At 36.0% G+C, this 21973-nt stretch carries 20 protein-coding genes and 1 pseudogene; 13 read left to right on the top strand and 8 right to left on the bottom strand.

Annotated elements, in window-relative coordinates:
- The first annotated feature begins 4 nt into the window (after window positions 1-4).
- Window positions 5-361, top strand: coding sequence for a hypothetical protein (locus BMF77_RS24670; RefSeq protein ID WP_081424250.1), 357 nt, complete (start codon window positions 5-7; stop codon window positions 359-361).
- A gap of 61 nt (window positions 362-422) precedes the next feature.
- Here the strand turns inward: BMF77_RS24670 and BMF77_RS24665 are convergent, their stop codons facing one another.
- Together BMF77_RS24665 and BMF77_RS24660 are read right to left on the bottom strand one after the other, a co-directional pair.
- Window positions 423-3410, bottom strand: coding sequence for a Tn3 family transposase (locus BMF77_RS24665; protein ID WP_148762638.1), 2988 nt, complete (start codon window positions 3408-3410; stop codon window positions 423-425).
- A 261-nt stretch (window positions 3411-3671) separates the two neighbouring features.
- Window positions 3672-4580: a tyrosine-type recombinase/integrase gene (locus BMF77_RS24660; protein WP_148762640.1), complete on the bottom strand. Its 909-nt coding sequence runs from the start codon at window positions 4578-4580 to the stop codon at window positions 3672-3674.
- 77 nt (window positions 4581-4657) lie between these two features.
- Here BMF77_RS24660 and BMF77_RS24655 point away from each other — a divergent pair, with 77 nt between their 5' ends.
- A complete protein-coding gene (locus tag BMF77_RS24655; protein ID WP_148762642.1) occupies window positions 4658-5116 on the top strand; it encodes a helix-turn-helix domain-containing protein in 459 nt (152 codons plus the stop codon).
- Between the two features lie 42 nt (window positions 5117-5158).
- On the opposite strand, the gene BMF77_RS24650 is transcribed toward BMF77_RS24655, so the two are convergent.
- Window positions 5159-5521, bottom strand: a complete 363-nt coding sequence (locus BMF77_RS24650; protein ID WP_148766566.1) for a hypothetical protein — start codon at window positions 5519-5521, stop codon at window positions 5159-5161.
- 476 nt (window positions 5522-5997) lie between these two features.
- Between BMF77_RS24650 and BMF77_RS24645 the strand changes: the two genes are divergently transcribed.
- Window positions 5998-9324 (top strand): hypothetical protein, encoded by a 3327-nt coding sequence (locus tag BMF77_RS24645; RefSeq protein ID WP_148766564.1) that lies wholly within the window; start codon window positions 5998-6000, stop codon window positions 9322-9324.
- A gap of 117 nt (window positions 9325-9441) precedes the next feature.
- On the opposite strand, the pseudogene BMF77_RS24640 reads toward BMF77_RS24645, so the two are convergent.
- Window positions 9442-9597 (bottom strand): annotated as a pseudogene (locus tag BMF77_RS24640) (DUF4277 domain-containing protein); the annotation flags it as partial.
- Between the two features lie 377 nt (window positions 9598-9974).
- Between BMF77_RS24640 and BMF77_RS24635 the strand changes: the two are divergent.
- Both BMF77_RS24635 and BMF77_RS24630 read left to right on the top strand, forming a co-directional pair.
- Window positions 9975-10835 (top strand): HEAT repeat domain-containing protein, encoded by an 861-nt coding sequence (locus tag BMF77_RS24635; RefSeq protein WP_148766562.1) that lies wholly within the window; start codon window positions 9975-9977, stop codon window positions 10833-10835.
- 120 nt (window positions 10836-10955) lie between these two features.
- Window positions 10956-11231, top strand: coding sequence for a hypothetical protein (locus BMF77_RS24630; RefSeq protein WP_246863026.1), 276 nt, complete (start codon window positions 10956-10958; stop codon window positions 11229-11231).
- A gap of 279 nt (window positions 11232-11510) precedes the next feature.
- Here the strand turns inward: BMF77_RS24630 and BMF77_RS24625 are convergent, their stop codons facing one another.
- Both BMF77_RS24625 and BMF77_RS24620 read right to left on the bottom strand, forming a co-directional pair.
- Window positions 11511-11780 (bottom strand): helix-turn-helix domain-containing protein, encoded by a 270-nt coding sequence (locus BMF77_RS24625; RefSeq protein WP_246863025.1) that lies wholly within the window; start codon window positions 11778-11780, stop codon window positions 11511-11513.
- Window positions 11781-11869: 89 nt separating this feature from the next.
- A complete protein-coding gene (locus tag BMF77_RS24620) occupies window positions 11870-12244 on the bottom strand; it encodes a hypothetical protein (protein WP_148766560.1) in 375 nt (124 codons plus the stop codon).
- A gap of 301 nt (window positions 12245-12545) precedes the next feature.
- Between BMF77_RS24620 and BMF77_RS24615 the strand changes: the two genes are divergently transcribed.
- From BMF77_RS24615 to BMF77_RS24585, 7 genes are all read left to right on the top strand, one after another.
- Entirely contained in the window at window positions 12546-12848 is a 303-nt protein-coding gene (locus tag BMF77_RS24615) for a hypothetical protein (RefSeq protein ID WP_148766558.1), read from the top strand.
- A 211-nt stretch (window positions 12849-13059) separates the two neighbouring features.
- Complete coding sequence (locus tag BMF77_RS24610) at window positions 13060-13731, top strand: restriction endonuclease PLD domain-containing protein (RefSeq protein ID WP_148766557.1); 672 nt, start codon at window positions 13060-13062, stop codon at window positions 13729-13731.
- Between the two features lie 160 nt (window positions 13732-13891).
- Window positions 13892-14440 (top strand): WD40 repeat domain-containing protein, encoded by a 549-nt coding sequence (locus tag BMF77_RS24605; protein ID WP_246863024.1) that lies wholly within the window; start codon window positions 13892-13894, stop codon window positions 14438-14440.
- 463 nt (window positions 14441-14903) lie between these two features.
- Complete coding sequence (locus BMF77_RS24600) at window positions 14904-18212, top strand: hypothetical protein (protein WP_148766553.1); 3309 nt, start codon at window positions 14904-14906, stop codon at window positions 18210-18212.
- A 306-nt stretch (window positions 18213-18518) separates the two neighbouring features.
- Complete coding sequence (locus tag BMF77_RS24595; protein ID WP_148766551.1) at window positions 18519-18746, top strand: hypothetical protein; 228 nt, start codon at window positions 18519-18521, stop codon at window positions 18744-18746.
- Window positions 18733-19104 carry a type II toxin-antitoxin system VapC family toxin gene (locus tag BMF77_RS24590; protein ID WP_148766548.1) on the top strand — a complete coding sequence of 124 codons (372 nt, stop codon included), beginning with the start codon at window positions 18733-18735 and terminating at the stop codon, window positions 19102-19104. The genes BMF77_RS24595 and BMF77_RS24590 overlap by 14 nt, the downstream gene beginning before the upstream one ends.
- A 102-nt stretch (window positions 19105-19206) precedes the next feature.
- Window positions 19207-19500 (top strand): fertility inhibition FinO-like protein, encoded by a 294-nt coding sequence (locus BMF77_RS24585; RefSeq protein WP_148766546.1) that lies wholly within the window; start codon window positions 19207-19209, stop codon window positions 19498-19500.
- Between the two features lie 145 nt (window positions 19501-19645).
- On the opposite strand, the gene BMF77_RS24580 is transcribed toward BMF77_RS24585, so the two are convergent.
- A complete protein-coding gene (locus BMF77_RS24580) occupies window positions 19646-20086 on the bottom strand; it encodes a DUF4351 domain-containing protein (RefSeq protein ID WP_246863023.1) in 441 nt (146 codons plus the stop codon).
- Between the two features lie 196 nt (window positions 20087-20282).
- On the bottom strand, window positions 20283-20741 hold the full coding sequence (locus BMF77_RS24575; protein WP_148762642.1) for a helix-turn-helix domain-containing protein: 459 nt from the start codon (window positions 20739-20741) through the stop codon (window positions 20283-20285).
- Between the two features lie 77 nt (window positions 20742-20818).
- Between BMF77_RS24575 and BMF77_RS24570 the strand changes: the two genes are divergently transcribed.
- Window positions 20819-21727 (top strand): tyrosine-type recombinase/integrase, encoded by a 909-nt coding sequence (locus BMF77_RS24570; protein WP_148762640.1) that lies wholly within the window; start codon window positions 20819-20821, stop codon window positions 21725-21727.
- The last annotated feature ends 246 nt before the right edge of the window (window positions 21728-21973 follow it).

Here is a 21973-nt window from a genome sequence, read left to right as displayed (position 1 = left end):
CGTTATGGCTATCAACATTCTTTCCAAAGCTGACAAGAAACTTTCTCAACTCAAAGATGGAATTCGAGTTTTGGCTTGGGAGCAGTACAAGATTGATAATCGTGTTAAAGGTGAGGAAGGTTATAAAATCTTTGAAGCAGAATGGTTAACTCATGAGATTCATAAGATGAACCAAGCCAAGTTTGACAAGTTCATTGCAGATTTAGGTTATACCGTAGATGATTTGCTTGGTGAAAGAACCAGATATTATCAGAAACGTAATCGAGCTACTGGTATTGGTAATGAACCAGCTAGTTTTAATAACGAACCTGCCAGTGTTGATTATGTTGAAGGTAATCAACCAGATAACATTCCATACTAATTGGTATTGAGCCGAGATACGTGTAAAAACCTGCAAGATGGTCTGGAAACGCTTGCTGTGTCTACATTTCAAAGATTTCTGGAGGAAGATTAATCGCCGACTCCAAAGGTTGAGGAATATTATGTAAATTCACCACATAATCACCGTATCTTTTGATATGTCTTGTAATATAAGGACTCAAAGCAGCAAGGTATCGCATAGGAATCACCTCACCCTGTGACATCAACTTTTGAATCGCCAACGACATATCCACCGTATTTTGCAAAATCACCGCACTGGCCACCAAATCCAAATACTTTAACCGCTTTTCCTGCTCAATCGGATCATTCTCAGTAATCATCCCTTGCTTACCAAAAAATACCCAATCCAGAAAACCATTATACATCTCCACAACATTTGTTACCGCCGTAATTTCCCGTCTCAAAGTAACATTAGAAATATAATCCAGCAGAAACATAGTCCGCACCACCTTACCTAACTCTTGAAAAGCTTGATAAAGACGATTTTTGCGACTGTAGCTCCCCAACTTACGTAACAACGTCGAAGGCATCACCTTCCCAGCCTTAATTGACAGCACCACCCGCATCATGTCAGACCAATGAGTCTGAATTAAACTCCAATTCACCACACCCTTAAACAGTGGCTCAATATGCTGATAGCTCACATCCGTACCAGGACGCACAAAACTAAGATCCTGCCAATTACGGATACGTGGCATCAACTTAATACCCAGAAGATAGGAAATAGCAAACACAGGTCCAGACTGACCTTGAGTATCTGCGTGCAACGTATCCGGCTGAATATCCGAAAGATTTTTCAACAACCCATCCAAAATATAAACCGCTTCCCAAACCCCACAAGTGATGAAGTGAGTAAACAAAGCAATGTATTTATCCGAGACATGATGATAGGCAATACCACCATAACCACCGTAACGAATATGATACTCACTGTGTAAATTATTCTCGTATATCTCAAACTTACTGCCATCCGCTGCCACCTTTTTCCCTGTCCCCCAACAAGAAGGTAAAGTAAACCGATTATAAGCATTAATAACATCCCGAATTGCCGCTTCAATCTTGGCAGCACTAACATGACGACGGTTAGTATAAGAAATTTCATGGGCAGTCACCATACCCCCCGAATGACGAGCCATTTGATTAGGTCCAAGATTGCAACCGTAACCAAAAGTAGTAAAAATATAACGTTCCCCTGGGTCAGATATTTTGGCTTCACTTCCCGACATCAAACCAAAATGTCTAGTCCAATTTAACCAATGCTCAACATTGCACAATATATCTAAAATACTCCGTTCCGGCATCAGCGCCCGGATTTTCGACTCCAATAAATCCACCTCTGGGGGTTGAGTAAATGATGGTGGTTTCTTTAATACAGGGTCGCCCTCCTTATTAATTGTAAATTGTTTATCAACAGCACAAATATTATCTACTTTCTCAGCAACTTGTGTTAAACATAAGCGTAAATGTTCGACAAAATCCGTTGGATTAGCCGGAAAACCAATTAAGTTACAGTAATCTTTTATTAATGGTTCACACTCAACAGGACTTAATAATTGTTCGCGGAAATCCGCGTAGCTTTCCGACCCCACAACACAGGCATCTCCCGTTTTAAATTCAGTCGCCAAATTGTAAAAGATGCAAATTTCTAATTGCTGACGTACCAAAACCTCGGTGTCATCAATTTCGGCGACGACTAGCGCCCGCCAGTTATTACTAATAAAATCCAAATTGATATCAAAAGGCAAATATTTAGAACGTTTGTGTTCATGATCTAACACAAATTGCAAAGCTGCAATCACTGATTCATCCGCAGAAGTAGAGAGAATATCTAGAGAACGCACTAAACTAAACAGTGCTTTGCGGTTGGCAGCATAAAACCGCCACATTAATGGTAAATAGTTATTGGTATTGTACGCCGCAATTTCATCTAATTTTTGTATCAGCAATTCTGCCCCACCATGTTCATCCAAAATTGACTGCACCTGTTCTCCAAATACAGCATTATCCTTGGTTTCCTTGGCTTGTTTGGATGCTTGTAATACTTGTCCCAATGTTGCTAACAACTCTGATGTTTCTGTCAGATGTTTATCCCGGAGTTCCTGCAATCGCAGTTTGGCATTATTTTGAATCTTCAAAATACGTTTAATAAACATCTCAACCAGATAATCACGAGTTTTTACCTGTGCTTCGTACAATAGACATAATAGCAATGTCCGCCGTTTGGGTAAATTAATATCTTGAAATTCTGTGATATCTAAAGTTCTAGCATAAGCAGCAAAATGTCTAACTTTGGTAGGAGTAATATTTTGTAGTAATCGCTTGGCATCTCCAAAAGTCATGAGCATATCAAACTTGTTTTGCAGGAGTTTCATCCCATTTAGTTTGGCACTTTTAGGTGGCGATTTTAATAAATTCAGGGTGGCATTTTCATTATCCTCCTCCTTGTCTATCACCACGAGCAATTGGTCTAAATAAATTTGTTCGGTAGTTGAAAGTCCTTGAGAACAAAGTGTAAATAACCGATTATTGACCATTGACCGAATGTGGCGAATTAATCGGTCAAGGGTGCTAAATGCTGGTAATTCGTATCGTTCTTTCACTAATTCCTCAATTGCCACATTGATTAAATCAGCAGGGTGGTCTTTAATTTGGGCTGCTTCTGCAACTAATGTGGCTATTAATCTTTGACCTGTTTTATCATATTGTTTGACTCCTAAATACTCCCGAATAATATTTTTATAGGTATGACGTTGGCGTTCGGAGGGTATTGCTTTTACTGAGTCTTGTAACTTTAAACACGACCGTAAATGTTTAATTACCGCAATTGGGATCTGTTCAGGATGAGGGAAATATCCTAGACGTTGAAAGGATTTCAACATCACCATTAACCGTAGCAATCCTTCATGGTTCTTGGTTTTAGACTTGACAAACTTGATTTCTGTAGGTGTTGGAGTGTAAAGTTCTGCCAGTTCTTTGGGGTCAGGAAATTGTTTAAATTTGGGATAAGCGGTACGGTCAATTGATGTCATTCAAGTAATATTTAAAACATATAATAATCTAGTGGAAATTTTGAAAATATACTGTTTCAACAAGGCTTTAATCTGAAAACCCGTTTATAAATCAAATACGAGTCTTATATAATACTAAGATTACTCAAAATGGTTTTATCCCTCACTCCCCTACCAAAGAGTATTTTATATTCTTTTGGGTAGAAATTGACAATGCCGATAAAAATGTTGTTTTTTCGCTCAAAAAGTTGTCAATAATTATGAATGTTATGGTGACTCAGTTCAGCTTTGTAGTTCTGGATTAATCAGCATATTTAAGGCGTGACGGGCGGCTGATTCGGCTTTTTGGGAGGTAACTTTCTGGTAGCGTAATGTGGTTTGAATGCTTTCATGTCCCATGAGTGAACGTAATTCTTCTATGCTGATTAATCCTACTCGTTCTGTAGCATAAGTATGGCGTAAATCATGAATGCGTACCCCGGTTAATTCGGGATTGGTATTGGTAATTTCTCGCCAATAATCATGCAATGTATGATAGCTAATTCTACTGACTTTGAGGGTAACTGGATGTTGTGCTGTAAACAATGCGTTGATATTTTTATGTCGTGTGTGTTGGAAATATTTATTTAGTGATTGGGCGGCATCATTGCTATAAAAGCACCACCTTTGTTTGTTGCCTTTTCCCAATACCTGAAATTTCTGATTTTTGATATCTAGGTCTGATAAATTCAGTGCTAAAAGCTCTCCTATTCTACATCCTGTGCGATGCAATAGATGAATTATTGCTGATAGTCGCAAGTCATCTTTGGTTGCTGTATAGAGGATATTTAGCTGGTCTGGTGTTAGATATCTTATGAGAGTATCGCTTTTATGTTCGCCTTTTTCTCGTTGTGGGGGACGCTGTTTTAATCCCTGAATTGGGTTGATTTTTATATACTCTTGTTGGACGGCGAAGTTAAATAGACTTTGCAGTATTGCTTGATGCTTATGGTGGGTTGTGTATTTTAAATGTGAGAGGCTATCTAGATACTCTATTAATGTTTGCTTACTGATTATTTCGATTAGCCAACTTCCATATTCTGCTAGGAAGTTTAAGAGGGTTAGTTCGTAGGTTTTAATGGTACTGGGTGCTAGTCCAGTCCGTTCTAAAAATTTGACGGCAACGGTGGCTAATGTGACAGCTTGCTTCACGGAAATTTGTGTGTTTTTAGCAAGGTTATTTATTCCTAAATTATATATCTTTTAGGGAGAAATATTGGCAGTGTTTTATGGATACTTTTAAAACTCCAAAACCTGGAGAATCTCTGTCCGACTATGTTTTGCGGATGAGAAAGGAACTCAATTTAACTCAGTTTGAGGTGGCGAATGCGGCTGGTGTTCATTCTCGCTCTGTGGGGAAGATTGAACGGGGATTGACAAGGAAACTTAGCCATAAAACTCTTGGCGGTCTTGCTTTGGCTTTGTCTGTGCCTGTTGAGTATTTGCAGGCTGTTGTCAGGGGAGAAGAGGTTCTGGTAATGGCAGCGATTAAGTTTTGCCCCCAATGTTGGAATCCTGGTGGCGTTGTGGATTCAATGTGGGGAAATGTTCGGGCTAGGTTTTGTTATCTATGCGGTACGCAATTACGGTCTAGTTGTGCTAATTGTGGTGAGTTGGTGGTGTCGTTGAGGTATAAGTTTTGTCCTCTGTGTGGAAAACCTTATAAGGATGGGGGGAAAAATTGTTGAAAGCTAGACACAGTAGGCATTTCCAGACCATCTTGCAGGTTTTTACACGTATCTCGGCTCAATACCTATTTCTGATGATGCCTTTGGTGATCCCATAGACATAATTATTAATATATCAAGTAGCTTATCTACGAGTTCATCTGTGGGTATAAAACAACCTGATCGTAGTTCTGCTAACTCGACTATATTACTATTCTTATCTAACCACTCAGTAACTTTTTCAAACAAAATTTCAGACACCAAATTAGGCTCTAATTCGTATACTAAAGCTTCTGATAAAAATGCTAAAATAACTATTTTTAGGACGGGAGAACGATTTAAACTTGCTGCCAACTGTTTGGCTATGATAGAAATTTTGTAGTTTGGATCTTGTAGTAATTGCTTACGCCTTCTAGCCTCGCCCATTACCTTAATCTCCTTTTTACTGAAAGTAATTATCAAAAAGTTTAGTAAAGAAAATATTGATATACATATAATTTTAGACTATTGTGGTATAAATTAACATATTTTAGAAAGAAAAATAAATTTTCCTGAAATAGATTTTGTTTGATATACTATAATCGTAGTCAGTAGTCAATCTTGCAATCATGCTTTATAGCTCTTTGAAGAATGATAACCCTTGATCACAAGTATAAATCAAAACTCCCAAACTGTGTTATAAACAATTTGAGAGCTTAGAAAATTTCAAAATTAGCAAACCCAGTTCTTTACTTACCCTCGCCGTGGAAAGCAGCTAAGTAAAAGGTCTGGATCACCGGACTAACGACCATGAGAACTAATTCATGGCAGTCTTATATTTTGATTATAGACTGCAAAGTACAAAAGTGTAAACATTTTTCTTCTAATTCTTGCCAACCCATTGCAATTAGTGGGGGTGTGGCATGAATAAAATACTAGAAACCTTTGATATTAGGAACTTCCTAGACAGACTCACTCCCAAGAAAGGCAAAAATAGATATGTTTGCCCAGTCTGTGAAGGTTCATTAACCGTAGATATTAAAACTGGTAAGTACCAATGTTGGGCAGATCCTGACAACAAACAGCATTTAAAAGATATCAGAGAAGCTGTTAATCCCTTAGAAGATGCTTTAAAACAAGCAGGTATTGACAATGGCAGAATCAACTACCAACAGATCACCCCTGCCAAAAAACCAGATCCTTTACCAGCACCATTACCAGCACCATTACCCCAAAACATTGAATTAGCCAAATTACCCGCCCCTGGTGTTGTTCCTCAAAAGAAACATAACAGTAGAGGATCACAAATCATCTATACATACTCAGATACACAGTATGTAGTTAGATACGAATTTATAGAAGATGGTGAACAGAAAAAACTCACCATTCCTTACCATCTGGATATTCTTGGTGACAGTGTGAACGGAATTGGTGACAAACCCTGGCCTGTTTACCATCAAAAAGAAATCATCAAACATGGTAAAAACCAATTTGTTTTAGTAGTTGAAGGGGAAAAATGTACTGATGCTGCTAGACAACAAAATTTACTTACCACTACCTTTCAGGGTTCACAGTGGACAGAGGCCAAACTAGAACAATATTGTCAATGCTTAAAATCTCATAATATCGCTGGTATTGTATATTATCCTGACCATGACAAAGCAGGTTGCAACAAAGCTAACAAACTAAGAATAGCAGCCAACAAAGCACAATTACCATACATTGAATTAAATCCCCAGAGATTAAATCCAGATAGTACAGACGGCTATGATATCGCTGATTTAATAGCGGATGGATTATACAGTAGACAACTACTAGAGAATGAAATTCAGACAGCTTATAAAGAATATCTGAATACATACATAGATGCCATATTAGCAGTAGGAAAACAACCTGTTAATCAGGAAATATCTAGGGAAGATTGGGAATGTAAACTATTTATCGAAACCCTGCTCAAGCAAGCACATATACCACAATCTATACCAGCATCTATCCCAGCATCTATCCCAACATCTATTCCACTTCAACAATCATCTAGGAGTAATTTAGATGTTGATATATGGTTTGATTCTGCTAATAGATTAGAAACCTACAATCAAAGTATTCAAAGTGGCAAAAAATATATCTTGGATATGTCCAGTGCTGGGGCTGGTAAATCCAACTTTGTAGGAGAAACTATACCAGAATGGTTACAAGTCAATAAATTGTGGTACATATCCAATGAACACCGCAATCCGACCACTAAATCAATAGAAGAAAACTACACAGATTTACCAGTTAGAAATAATGGAATGTATGCAGATGAGAACAACTTAACCCCCTTGGGTAATCCCACCATTAACTGGCCTCAAAATCAAGAAGCCAATATTTCCGGGAATTGTCACAAAACACCTTTATTTCATAAATTAGCATCTAAAGGCTATCATCAAGAATCAAATAGTGAATCATCATTAAATCCCATTTGTCATACTTGTAAATTCAAAGCCAATTGTCAAGGTGTAGATTTTGAAGGTAATATATTAGATAAAATAGCTGGTGCAACTTTCAGGAGAGATCGGCGTGAGGCACTGATGAAAGATAGAATCAGATGCCATATTGATTCATTACCATCAGAAATACCCGAAAAATCCCTAGCTTTTGTAGATGAATCTAGTCGTCAAATTAATCTAGTGGAAACTACAGAATTATCATTAACAGATTACCAAAAGACTTTAGGAGAAATTGCTAGACATTTACCTGAAGTATGGAAACAAATCAAAGATTTTATCTCACCATTGGAGCAATATTTATCTTCCAAGCATAAAGAAAATTACTATGGTTATAATCATAATCAAGTAAGGTCTATATTTGGAGACATTGACCATAACATTATCTCCAATATCATTGAGGATTTAAAGGTGCTATCGCCTGATTTAGAAGATATCTTTCAAGCTGCTGATAGCGTATCCTTAGATGGAATTGACACAAGTGAAAGGAAGGGGATAAGCCGCAAAACCTTAAAATATATTCGTTATACATTCGGTAAAGAAGCAAGTCAAGAATCCCATGAATTATTAGATAACCTAATAGTGAATTGGTTAACGCCATTATTAGAAATCATTGCTAATATTAGTCCTGGGGCATTGAGGATTAAACATCACAAGCTAATCATTACCACAAAAAACACCAGACAATTAGAGGTACTAAGTAAATTCCAAAATGTGTTTTTACTGGATGCAACTGCTACCCGGAAAACAGTAGCCTTTGAATTAGGAATAGATGCCAGTGAGATATTAGTCATCTGTGAAAAATTACCTAACTACTCAAATCTAAAAGTAGTACAAATTACTGATTTAGGATTATGTGGTAAAGACAGAAGTAAATCAAAAGTTAAACAATTAGATGCCACAAAAACAGCATTAGCATCTAATCATCAAAATTTAGGAGTCATTGACCACCTCAAACACAAACAAGATGGTGAAGGTTACTGGTTTAAGGATAATCGCGGTACTAATAAATACATGAATCACGATGCTTTATTTGCTATTGGTTCACCTTATCAGGATATAGGGGCTGTAGCTTCTAAATACGCAACTTTAACAGGGGATTACGACACTAGTAAAGATAATCCCCAATTTCAGGAATATATAGAGCATTTAGTGAAAGCAGAGATTATTCAGATGGGAGGCAGACTACGAGCAAACCGTCGCCCTGATGAAGCACTAACAATTTATCTTACCAGTAATGATGATCTCAGTTACCTACTGGATTATTACCCCGGTGCAACCTTAACCAAAACCACTGCTTTTGAAATTACACCAACAGCAGGTGATAGAGAACAGGTAAGCAGATATTATCTATTAGGAGCATTTAAGCAATGTATAGACACAGGGATTAAATGTACACAAAAAGCCGTTGCTAAAATAAGCAAATTATCACAGCCCTATATTTCTAAAATAGCTAGTAAATTTGGTGGGTTCAATGCCCTCAAAAAAATATTACTAGTCCTAATAGAAGCTCTATATAGGGGTAGTAATAATTTTTCTGACCTGTCAGACGATGAAAAATCCTTAGTCAATGACTATTTACCCCTAATCAAAGACAACCCGCCTCCAGAAGTTGTCCAGGAACTGCTAGAAGTGGCTAAAACTATTGGTTATCAGGCATTTAGCAGGATTACTAGGGAATTAGCACCGGATATTCTAGGGGCATTTATTGGAGCAATAGTAGATATAGCTATAGTGAAAGATGGGAGGTATGCCTACGATTAGGGACTTCCAATTAAAAAAATACTCAAAAATTTCTTGTGGTGCGGGCCGAAAAGTCCCCTAATTATCAAGGACGGGCAGGACTTGTACTGAGCCTGTCGTTGATACAAAACCTAGTTAATTCAGAATGATTGCTTTAACTACTTCGCCTGTATTTACTTTCTCTCTACTATTTACTAAGAATAGCTTATTAATTTTTTCTACTATTCCTATTTCATCTATTATTCCTAAGTGATCTAAGTTTTTACTCTCAAATTCTTCTTTTTGGTAATTCATATTTTTTGGTATTTTGATTTCCTTCAGACTCATTTTTTCTTCTGAATTTATTGTCAATACCTTATTAATTTCAATTTGTTGGCAATTTTTATATTACTGTCTATACAGCACTTCTCGGTGTTATGAGGTACACCATTAGCGGGCAAGATGCCCGCACTACAAGAGTTTCATGATTCAACTTTGTACCTCATAAGAGCGGAAACCGCTGTGTTTATGTTTAAGTTATTTCTGTTACTTATTACACTTGTATCTGTACTACAAAATGAAGTGCGGAATGTGGGATATAGGTTTCAACATTGATTCAATAGTTGTTGTTTTGCGTTAGAATCAAATTAATAAATCTATGCAAACAGTATTAAAATTCAACTTTGATTTGTATGTCACAAAATAGTTATTCCGAGACTGTTGCTCAATTGTTTAATTATCAAGAAGGGACAGGGAAATTATCACCAGATAAATGGCCTAATTATGAGAAATCAGGTATTACTACTGAACATATTCCTGAGTTGATCAGTTTAGCAACTGATGAAGATTTTTACAATATAGACCATAACGCGCTTTTGTCTGATGAAAGTGGTTTATTTGAATATGCACCAATTCATGCAATACGTATATTAGGAAAATTCCGAGTAGAAGCAGCAATTGAGCCGTTAATTAGCTTATTATCCAAACTTGATGATTTTGATTTTAATAATGAAGTATTGTCCATTTTGGATGAAGAATTAAAAAATGTTTTAAGCCTGATTGGTTTACCTGTAATTCCGGCACTTTCTACTTATATCGCTAATGATTCTCATGGGCAATTTCCCCGAATTACAGCTATGTTAACTATTAAAACCATTGCCTCTGTCTATCCAGAGCATTACCAGCATTGTGTTACTTCTTTATCTCAACATTTAGAATCTTTTAGAGAAAATGATCCTGAGTTTAACGGTCATATTATCTGGGTGCTTTCTGATATGAATGCAATAGATTGTTTACCTTTAATTGAGCGAGCTTTTCAAGCAGGGTGTGTTGATGAGGATGTGATAGGAGATTATGATGAAGTGCTTGTCAAATTTGGTTTAAAGGATATCACAGATATCTCTCCTAAAACTATAAAAGCGACTGATACAGAGAACCCCATATCCTTAAATTTTACTACTTCTCCTAGATTTAAACAACTTGAGAAACTAAATAAAGCACAGCAAAAGAGAGACGCTAGAAGAAAGCGAAATTTAAACCAACTGGGAAAATAAGTGATTTAGGGGTAAAGTTAGGTCGAGGGGGAGTATTATCTCCCGCGCTTCGCTATCGCCATCTCCGATCTCCAAATTAAAGTAGCTGAACTACAACGAGCTAGAGCGCAACTTGCAGATATGACTAGAGAAAAAGTGGCAGTAGCTCTAGTAAAATTCGATGAAGGTAAAACTGATTTCCAAATAGCTCAAGTTGTAGGTGCAAGAGCTATTGATCAATTTAAAGTATTTGAATTACGCTACATCCGTGGCAATAATGATACTGAGGGATATTTATCTAAACAATCTGAATTAGATAAAGTCAAGGCTAATACTTATGGTTCTTGGGGGAAAATGCGGCGATCGCTCTTTGAAATAAAATTATTAGTATTGGGTGTCAAAGACGCGGAAATATAAAATGTGGGGGGCGATCGCTATTTGAAATTAAGCTATTGGTGTTAGGTGTGGCTAAACTGTGCCAATTTAGGAATTTTGTACGCTAAGAAATCGGAGCAATCGCCCAAAGCCTTGCCATTAAAGATTGTTAGCGTTCAACTCTTTGGAAATTTTTTAACGACCATTGTTCTAAAATACAAAAAATTTCATTCGGATGATATTTTATGAAACTATTGATAGTCAAGGCTTTCAACTTTTTTGAAATTTTCTTAGCGTACAAAACTCCCGATTCGGCACAGTCTAGCCAAAGGATTCACCTAAATTATCAAAAGCATATTGAGTAATTTTTTGACAAATACCTTTTTCTTTAATCCATGTAAATTCAGGTTTAACATAATTATTAAAAAATTTTTTGAGTATATATTTATCTGGTTTTAGTCCATCTTTATACAAATTTTGCCAAGTCGCTAAACCCCAATTATAGGTAAACCTTGCTATGCCAGCGTGTTTAGCCATTAATATTTCTTGGTTTTTATTTAACTTGAGTTTCGTTTTGATGGATAAAAGCATTGCTTGACCTCAAAAGGCTCATTTCCTCTTCCTCTGATTTTATCAAAGAATAATGACATCACACTGGTGAAAGATCCATCTTTACGCGACTAAAATCTGTTCATGAAGTCGACATAACAGGCTTGTGAACCCAGTGACCTACATTGTTCTTCAACTTGTCTCGCTTGTTCACGACCATATGGATTTCTGTCTTCTACATAACAAGCAGGCTCACGTCCGCCAGTTCTAATATACGCAGAAGTTTTTCCACAGGTATATGTTTTGTCTTCATCCGTAAAGAACAGGCTTATACCTTCAGTCACTACTTGATCATAAGGGCATAGACAAACACCATCACCTGCCCAAGTTCTTATTGGCGCACGTAATTTCATGGGAACTGAATAGGGATTAGAAATTTGTGCGAAAGCACCCTGCTGAATAATAAATACAAATGGAATAGCAAGAAAAGCTAGAGGAAACTTCATGATTACACTACAGAAAAAGTTTGATGTATGGAGAATGCCAAAGTTGCTTGCAATCTAGCTATCTATTATACAGAATTTTTATAGTGTTTTTACGTTGAACTGAATATTAGTGATCACTTTCAAGATGAATAGTGTCAAAACTAATAGGTATAAATCAAAGTCAGTATATGGCTTTCCACGACTTCAGAAAAAACGAAGTTTAGGGTGCAAAAGGTGGGTTGTATAATCAAACCATATACAAAATCATACAAATCCTATAGAATAAGAACATTCATCATAATACTCTTGCTCGATATTACCTATGACTGATAAACTTTACGATCCGAATATCTTATATGAAAACGAAAAAAAATACACAAATTATTTTGAAAACTTAAAAGCTGAATTTAGTAATAATTTTCAAATCTGGATTAGGAGAGCAGATTTTAATAGATCATTAGCAGTAGGTATAGTTCATACAGATTTACAAGTAGCCGTGATAATTTATCTTAAATATGGTAATTTAGATATCATAGATCCGCTAAAACCAAGAATAATTAATTTAGCCATAAATCATTTTTTGTCAGAAAAAACTGGAGATTTAATCCTTAATATTCCACAATGAGCTATACTCATACCTTGCATATCTACGTATAGACACAGAGGATTTTAAAAAATAGGCGATAAAGATACCTGATTGTTACAGTATTTTATCTCTAAATCAATGGTTTTGGTATTATATAGAGTAATAAAATTTCATCAATTTTTATTGGTGCAAGATGTGAGTATAACAACATTGTTCAATTTCATTTACAGGATGTTTGAAAATTATTAATATGAAAAATTTATTTGATAATGAAAACGAATCTTTTTTAAAAAAACTAAATGAATTGATCAAAAATTCTATACAAGTTGATATTTGTGTTGGTTATTTTAAATTTAGTGGGTGGTGTTTAATTGTAGAATCTTTACAAGATATTTTATATATAAATAATGGTACTATTAGATTGTTAGTAGGAACAGGAGAAAATAATGATATTAATAAAAAATTATTTTTTGATGATTTTTTTCACAAAGATATTAATCTAAAAAAAGAAACTCAAAATTTAAATAAATTAGTTCAGTTTCTACAATTTGGTGAACAGACAAATAAGTTAACTGTTAAACTTATACCAAATACTCATTCTAAAATATATATTTTCACACATGAAAATCTTGAGAACGAAAATAGTATTTTTATAGGGAGTAGCAACCTTACAAGAAATGGGTTAACAAATACTATAAGAGAACTAAATTGTTATTTCACAGATAAACATATTTGCGACGAAGCAAAAAATTGGTTTGAACAAAAATGGAATCTTGATTTAAGCAAAGATATTACTTCAGAGTTATGGAGTTCTGTATATGAAAAAAATCTTTTAAAATGTGATGAATATGATGAATATTATGATGTTATAGAAGATGAATTAGAAAAATACTACTATGAACATTATTATGATATGAACTAAAACTATAAGATATCGGCTGCTATGTTGTTTTTAGACAAAAATTAACAGCCGCAATATGGAATATATCAGCTTCTCGATAAGATGAATTAGAACAAGTCAGTTTTCTAGTCGAAGAATTGCCACATTTGGTGGTGTTGGTTGTGAACCTCTACCTATACCTGTGAAGAAAGTATGGAACTTAGAGACAGGAGAGGAACTGTTCACCCTCAAACATCATCCTCATTGTGGGTGGGTAACATCAGTCGCAGTGACAGCCGATGGAAAACGGGCGATTTCCAGTTCTCGTGATGGAACTGTGACGGTGTGGAATTTAGAAACTGAGGAGAAACTGTTCACCCTCAAACATGATCCTCATCGTGGGTGGGTAACATCAGTCGCAGTGACAGCCGATGGAAAACGGGCGATTTCTGGTTCTCTTGATGGAACTATAAAGGTGTGGAATTTAGAAACAGGGGAGAATTTATTTACCCTCACAGGTCACAGTGGTTCTGTACAATCAGTAGCAGTCACAGCAGACGGTAAACGGGTGATTTCTGGTTATTGGAACAGAACTATCATGTGGAATTTAGAGACGAGGGAGGTGATAGCTACTTTCAAAAGTCACGCTCCGTTTTTCTCCTGTGCAGTTGCACCAGATGGAGTGACTATTGTTGCGGGTGATAGGTGTGGAATGGTGCATTTTTTAAAGTTGGAAAATCAGGGAGAGTGAATTTATGAAGTGATCGCCTATCATCACCAAAGGATAGTAAAAACTTTCATGTACATGAGCTTTTAGACACGTATAATACAGATTAAGAAATTTTAGTAGTAAAAATAAATTTTCCTGAAATTGGTTTTCTTTGATATAGTATGATTGTAATCAGTAGTCAATTTTTCAATCATGCTTCATAGCTTTGAAGAATGATAACCCTTGATTACCAGTATAAATCAAAACTCCCAAACTGTCTTGAGAACAATTTGAGAGCTTAGAAAATTTCAAAATTAGCAAACCCAGTTCTTTACTTACCCTCGCCCTGAGAAAGCAGCTAAGTAAAAGGTCTGGATCAACAAATGAGAACCATGAGAACTAATTCATGGCAGTCTTATCTTTTGATTATAGACTGCAAATTACAAAAGTGTAAACATTTTTCTTCTAATTCTTGCCAACCCATTGCAATTAGTGGGGGTGTGGCATGAATAAGAACCTAGAAACCTTTGATATCAGGAACTTCCTAGACAGACTCACTCCCAAGAAAGGCAAAAATAGATATATTTGTCCAGTCTGTGAAGGTTCATTAACCGTAGATATTAAAACTGGTAAGTACCAATGTTGGGCAGATCCTGGCAACAAACAGCATCTAAAAGATATCCGAGAAGCTGTTAATCCTTTAGAAGATGCTTTAAAACAAGCGGGTATTGACAACGGCAGAATCAACTACCAACAGATCACCCCTGCCAAAAAACCAGATCCGTTACCAGCACCATTACCTCAAATCATTGAATTAGCCAAATTACCTGCTCCTAGTCTTGTTCCGCAAAAGAAACATAACAGTAGAGGATCACAAATCATCTATACATACTCAGATACACAGTATGTAATTAGATACGAATTTATAGAAGATGGTGAACAGAAAAAGCTCACCATTCCTTACCATCTGGATATTCTTGGTGACAGTGTGAAGGGAATTGGTGACAAACCCTGGCCTGTTTACCATCAAGAAGAAATCATCAAACATGGTCAAGGCCAATTTATCTTAGTAGTTGAAGGAGAAAAATGTACTGATGCTGCTAGACAACAAAATTTACTTACCACTACCTTTCAAGGTTCACAATGGACAGATGCCAAACTAGAACAATATTGTCAATGCTTAAAATCTTATGATATCGCTGGTATTGTATGTTATCCCGACGATGACAAAGCAGGTTACAACAAAGCCAATAAACTAAGAATCGCAGCTAACAAAGCACAATTAGCATACATTCAATTAAATCCCCAGAGATTAAATCCAGATAGTACAGACGGCTATGATATCGCTGATTTAATAGCAGATGGATTATACAGTAGACAACTACTAGAGAATGAAATTCAGACAGCTTATAAAGAACATCTGCATACATACATAGATGCCATATTAGCAGTAGCAAAACAACCTGTTAATCAGGAAATATCTGGGGAAGATTGGGAATGTAAACTATTTATCGAAACCCTGCTCAAGCAAGCACATATACCACAATCTATACCAGCATCTATTCCACTTAAACAATCATCTAGGAGTAATTTAGATGTTGATGTATGGTTTAATCCTGCTGATAGATTAGAAACCTACAATCAAAGTATTCAAAGTGGCAAAAAATATATCTTGGATATGTCCAGTGCTGGGGCTGGTAAATCCAACTTTGTAGGAGAAACTATACCAGAATGGTTACAAGTCAATAAACTCTGGTACATATCAAGTGAACACCGCAATCCCACCACTAAATCAATAGAAGAAAACTATACAGATTTACCAGTTAGAAATAATGGAATGTATGCAGATGATAACAACTTAACCCCCTTGGGTAATCCCACCATTAACTGGCCTAAAGATCAAGAAGCCAATATTTCCGGGAATTGTCACAAAACACCTTTATTTCATAAATTAGCATCTAAAGGCTATCATCAAGAATCAAATAGTGAATCATCATTAAATCCCATTTGTCATACTTGTAAATTCAAAGCCAATTGTCAAGGTGTAGATTTTGAAGGTGATATATTAGATAAAATAGCTGGTGCAACTTTCAGGAGAGACCGGCGTGAGGCACTGATGAAAGATAGAATCAGATGCCATATTGATTCATTACCATCAGAAATACCCGAAAAATCCCTAGCTTTTGTAGATGAATCTAGTCGTCAAATTAATCTAGTGGAAACTACAGAATTATCATTAACAGATTACCAAAAGACTTTAGGAGAAATTGCTAGACATTTACCAGAAGTTTGGAAACAAATCAAAGATTTTATCTCACCATTGGAGCAATATTTATCTTCCAAACATAAAGAAAATTACTATGGTTATAATCATAATCAAGTAAGGTCGATATTGGGAGACATTGACCATAAAATTATCCCCAATATCATTGAGGCTTTAAAAGTGCTATCACCTGACTTAGAAGATATCTTTCAAGCTGCTGATAGCGTATCCTTAGATGGAATTGACACAAGTGAAAGAAAGGGAATAAACCCCAAAACCTTGAAATATATTCGTTATACATTCGGTAAAGAAGCCAGTCAAGAATCCCATGAATTATTAGATAACCTAATAGTGAATTGGTTAACACCATTATTAGAGATAATTGCTAATATTAGTTCTGGAGCATTGAGGATTAAACATCACAAGTTAATCATTACCACAAAAAACAGCAGACAATTAGAGGTACTAAGTAAATTCCAAAATGTGTTTTTACTAGATGCAACTGCTACCCGAAAAACAGTAGCCTTTGAATTAGGAATAGATGCCAGTGAGATCTTAGTCATCTGTGAGAAGTTACCTAACTACTCAAATCTAAAAGTGGTACAAATTACTGATTTAGGATTATGTGGTAAAGACAGAAGTGAATCAAAAGTTAAACAATTAGATGCTCTAAGAATAGACTTAACATCTAAACATCAAAATTTGGGAGTGATTGACCACCTCAAACACAAACAAGATGGTGAAGGTTACTGGTTTAAGGATAATCGCGGTACTAATAAATACATGAATCACGATGCTTTATTTGCGATTGGTTCACCTTATCAGGATATAGGGGCTGTAGCGGCTAAATACGCAACTTTAACAGGGGATTATGACACTAGTAAAGATAATTTCCAATTTCAGGAGTATATAGAGCATTTAGTGAAAGCAGAGATTATTCAGATGGGAGGCAGACTCCGAGCCAACCGCCGCCCTGATGAAGCACTAACAATTTATCTCACCAGTGATGATGATCTCAGTTACCTACTGGATTATTACCCCGGTGCAACCTTAACCAAAACCACTGCTTTTGAAATTACACCAACAGCAGGTGATAGAGAACAGGTAAGCAGATATTATCTATTAGGAGCATTTAAGCAATGTATAGACACAGGGATTAAATGTACACAAAAAGCCGTTGCTAAAATAAGCAAATTATCACAGCCCTATATTTCTAAAATAGCTAGTAAATTTGGTGGGTTCAATGCCCTCAAAAAAATATTACTAGTCCTAATAGAAGCTCTATATAGGGGTAGTAATAATTTTTCTGGACTCTCAGAAGATGAAAAATTCTTAGTCAATGACTATTTACCCCTAATCAAAGACAACCCGCCTCCAGAAGTTGTCCAGGAACTGCTAGAAGTGGCTAAAACTATTGGTTATCAGGCATTTAGCAGGATTACTAGGGAATTAGCACCGGATATTCTAGGGGCATTTATTGGAGCAATAGTAGAGATAGCTATGGTGAAAGATGGGAGGGGTGGGGTTATTGAAGTTGGAAACACAGGTTAGAGGGTGTTTGAAAAGTTATGGTTGATGTATCAAATATTTTTTACCCCACCCTAACCCTCCCCTTGTAAAGGGGAGGGAACTGGATTTTTATTGTTTCCCCCCTTTACAAGGGGAAAGGGGGGTAGCAATGTGATGAAAATTACGGAATACCACTTTTCAAACATCCTCTTAGACAAGATTTTAAATGTTCTCGATTACAGTATAATCAAGATCATGATTAGCAACAAAGTAAAGTAACTGATGTTAAAATCAGTTTATTCTGTAAAGAATTGGGAATTGAGCTATCATTTTAGGAGAATAAAACTTATGCAAGTTGTGATAGAGTTACCTGATGAGTTAGGAAAACAACTTTTAGAGTTGCCTAATATGGAAATGGTTGTCCAAGAAGTTATCAAAAAAATGTTATTAGTAGAACGACAAAAACAATCATCTCAATTATTGGTAAATATAGTTAATGATTTACCTGAGTTTCCTGTATTTAAAAATCAAGACCCCTTAGAGTTACAAAAAGTATTACGTGATGAATGGACTTAAGTATCTGTTAGATACAAGTATTTTAATTGGGTTGTTTCAACGTGATTTAATAATTTTAAATCTGCTAAAAGATAAGCTGATTAAAGTTAATGAATGTGCTTATAGTGCTATAACTCGGATGGAGTTACTGAGTTTTCCTTCTATAAGTTCTATGGAAAAAGAAGCGATTAAATCTTTATTAAATCAGATGACCTATTTAGCAATTACATCAGAAATTGAGGACGAAACTATTAATTTTAGATATACCCATAAAACAAAATTACCAGATTCTATTATTGCGGCTACAGCTAAGTATCATCAAATTGAGTTAGTAACATTAGATAAAAAATTAGCGAATAAGTTGAAATCAAATGATTGAGATAATTCCATCACAGTTTTTTATTTGTTCCCTGTTCCCTATTCCCTTTTTTTGTAAAAAGTGTGGATTAATTAATTCAGCTAATTTATAGAGGATGTATTTATGATTGAAGGAAAATTAGAACTAACTATCAAAATCAACGAACTGCCAGAAGTTAAAACTGTAGAAAATGGTTGGCAACAATTTGAGATTGACTGCGATGGAAGGATAATTAGCGTCACGGTTAAACCTAAAGTTTGGAAGAAATTGACTGATGCACAAGCCAATTATCCTCAGTGGGTCGGTGCTATTGCTGGGAAAATGGGAGAGGCAACTAATAACGGTTTTGTGTTATTAGAACCTAATGTCCAGACTTTTGAGAAAAAGCCAAAGCCATCCTCTGAAGTTACAACTTAGACAATAATAGATGAAAAGTAGCTAAAATATTAGTATCCAGATTATATCAATAATATGCCTGTTTTTCTGTTAGCGTCTTCTAGAGAAGGCATTGCTTTTGATGGGTGAATTGGGATTGATTAATCTCAATCCCACAATTTATAATCTATGTTCTATTCTCTAACCATTGGTCTAAATTAGTTATAGTAGAAAAATCAAAAAGTGCTTCCCCCAATAATTCCAATTGTTCAATGGATAATTGATGTATTTTTTCAGTTAGAGAAGCTGGAATTACACCAAACCGCCGATTAAGTAGTCGTATAATTAACCTTTCTCCACCTTGCTGTATTCCTCGTTCTTCACCCCGTTCCATCGCCATTTGTTCTGTTGGACTAATTAAAGGCATTTTTCTTTCCTCCTCTAAGTTTTTAATTTTAATAATTAATGCTGCTTGTAAGTGCTTGCTTAAAGTCATCATTGTATCAATGATCTTGAATAGCTTAACTATCTGTTCTTTGGTTAACCCCCGCTCGTACAATCCTCTAATTAATATCCACTTCCACTGCTCCCGTTCTGTCAGGTTACTAATTGTGGCTTTTGTTTTCAAGTGAGCAATTGTGATGATAGCAAATGGGTTATTATTAGATTCTAACTCATCTAAACGGGATTGATAATCAAAAAGTTTAACAATGGGGAATTTAACTAAAGTTTCACCTCCACCAATATCATAATAATAAGGTATTGAGCCGAGATACGTGTAAAAACCTGCAAGATGGTCTGGAAATGCCTACTGTGTCTAGCTTTCAACAATTTTTCCCCCCATCCTTATAAGGTTTTCCACACAGAGGACAAAACTTATACCTCAACGACACCACCAACTCACCACAATTAGCACAACTAGACCGTAATTGCGTACCGCATAGATAACAAAACCTAGCCCGAACATTTCCCCACATTGAATCCACAACGCCACCAGGATTCCAACATTGGGGGCAAAACTTAATCGCTGCCATTACCAGAACCTCTTCTCCCCTGACAACAGCCTGCAAATACTCAACAGGCACAGACAAAGCCAAAGCAAGACCGCCAAGAGTTTTATGGCTAAGTTTCCTTGTCAATCCCCGTTCAATCTTCCCCACAGAGCGAGAATGAACACCAGCCGCATTCGCCACCTCAAACTGAGTTAAATTGAGTTCCTTTCTCATCCGCAAAACATAGTCGGACAGAGATTCTCCAGGTTTTGGAGTTTTAAAAGTATCCATAAAACACTGCCAATATTTCTCCCTAAAAGATATATAATTTAGGAATAAATAACCTTGCTAAAAACACACAAATTTCCGTGAAGCAAGCTGTCACATTAGCCACCGTTGCCGTCAAATTTTTAGAACGGACTGGACTAGCACCCAGTACCATTAAAACCTACGAACTAACCCTCTTAAACTTCCTAGCAGAATATGGAAGTTGGCTAATCGAAATAATCAGTAAGCAAACATTAATAGAGTATCTAGATAGCCTCTCACATTTAAAATACACAACCCACCATAAGCATCAAGCAATACTGCAAAGTCTATTTAACTTCGCCGTCCAACAAGAGTATATAAAAATCAACCCAATTCAGGGATTAAAACAGCGTCCCCCACAACGAGAAAAAGGCGAACATAAAAGCGATACTCTCATAAGATATCTAACACCAGACCAGCTAAATATCCTCTATACAGCAACCAAAGATGACTTGCGACTATCAGCAATAATTCATCTATTGCATCGCACAGGATGTAGAATAGGAGAGCTTTTAGCACTGAATTTATCAGACCTAGATATCAAAAATCAGAAATTTCAGGTATTGGGAAAAGGCAACAAACAAAGGTGGTGCTTTTATAGCAATGATGCCGCCCAATCACTAAATAAATATTTCCAACACACACGACATAAAAATATCAACGCATTGTTTACAGCACAACATCCAGTTACCCTCAAAGTCAGTAGAATTAGCTATCATACATTGCATGATTATTGGCGAGAAATTACCAATACCAATCCCGAATTAACCGGGGTACGCATTCATGATTTACGCCATACTTATGCTACAGAACGAGTAGGATTAATCAGCATAGAAGAATTACGTTCACTCATGGGACATGAAAGCATTCAAACCACATTACGCTACCAGAAAGTTACCTCCCAAAAAGCCGAATCAGCCGCCCGTCACGCCTTAAATATGCTGATTAATCCAGAACTACAAAGCTGAACTGAGTCACCATAACATTCATAATTATTGACAACTTTTTGAGCGAAAAAACAACATTTTTATCGGCATTGTCAATTTCTACCCAAAAGAATATAAAATACTCTTTGGTAGGGGAGTGAGGGATAAAACCATTTTGAGTAATCTTAGTATTATATAAGACTCGTATTTGATTTATAAACGGGTTTTCAGATTAAAGCCTTGTTGAAACAGTATATTTTCAAAATTTCCACTAGATTATTATATGTT

This window comes from Dolichospermum sp. UHCC 0315A (assembly GCF_008121535.1).
GTDB classification, from domain to species: domain Bacteria; phylum Cyanobacteriota; class Cyanobacteriia; order Cyanobacteriales; family Nostocaceae; genus Dolichospermum; species Dolichospermum lemmermannii.
This window is presented reverse-complemented; position numbering and strand designations above follow the sequence as displayed.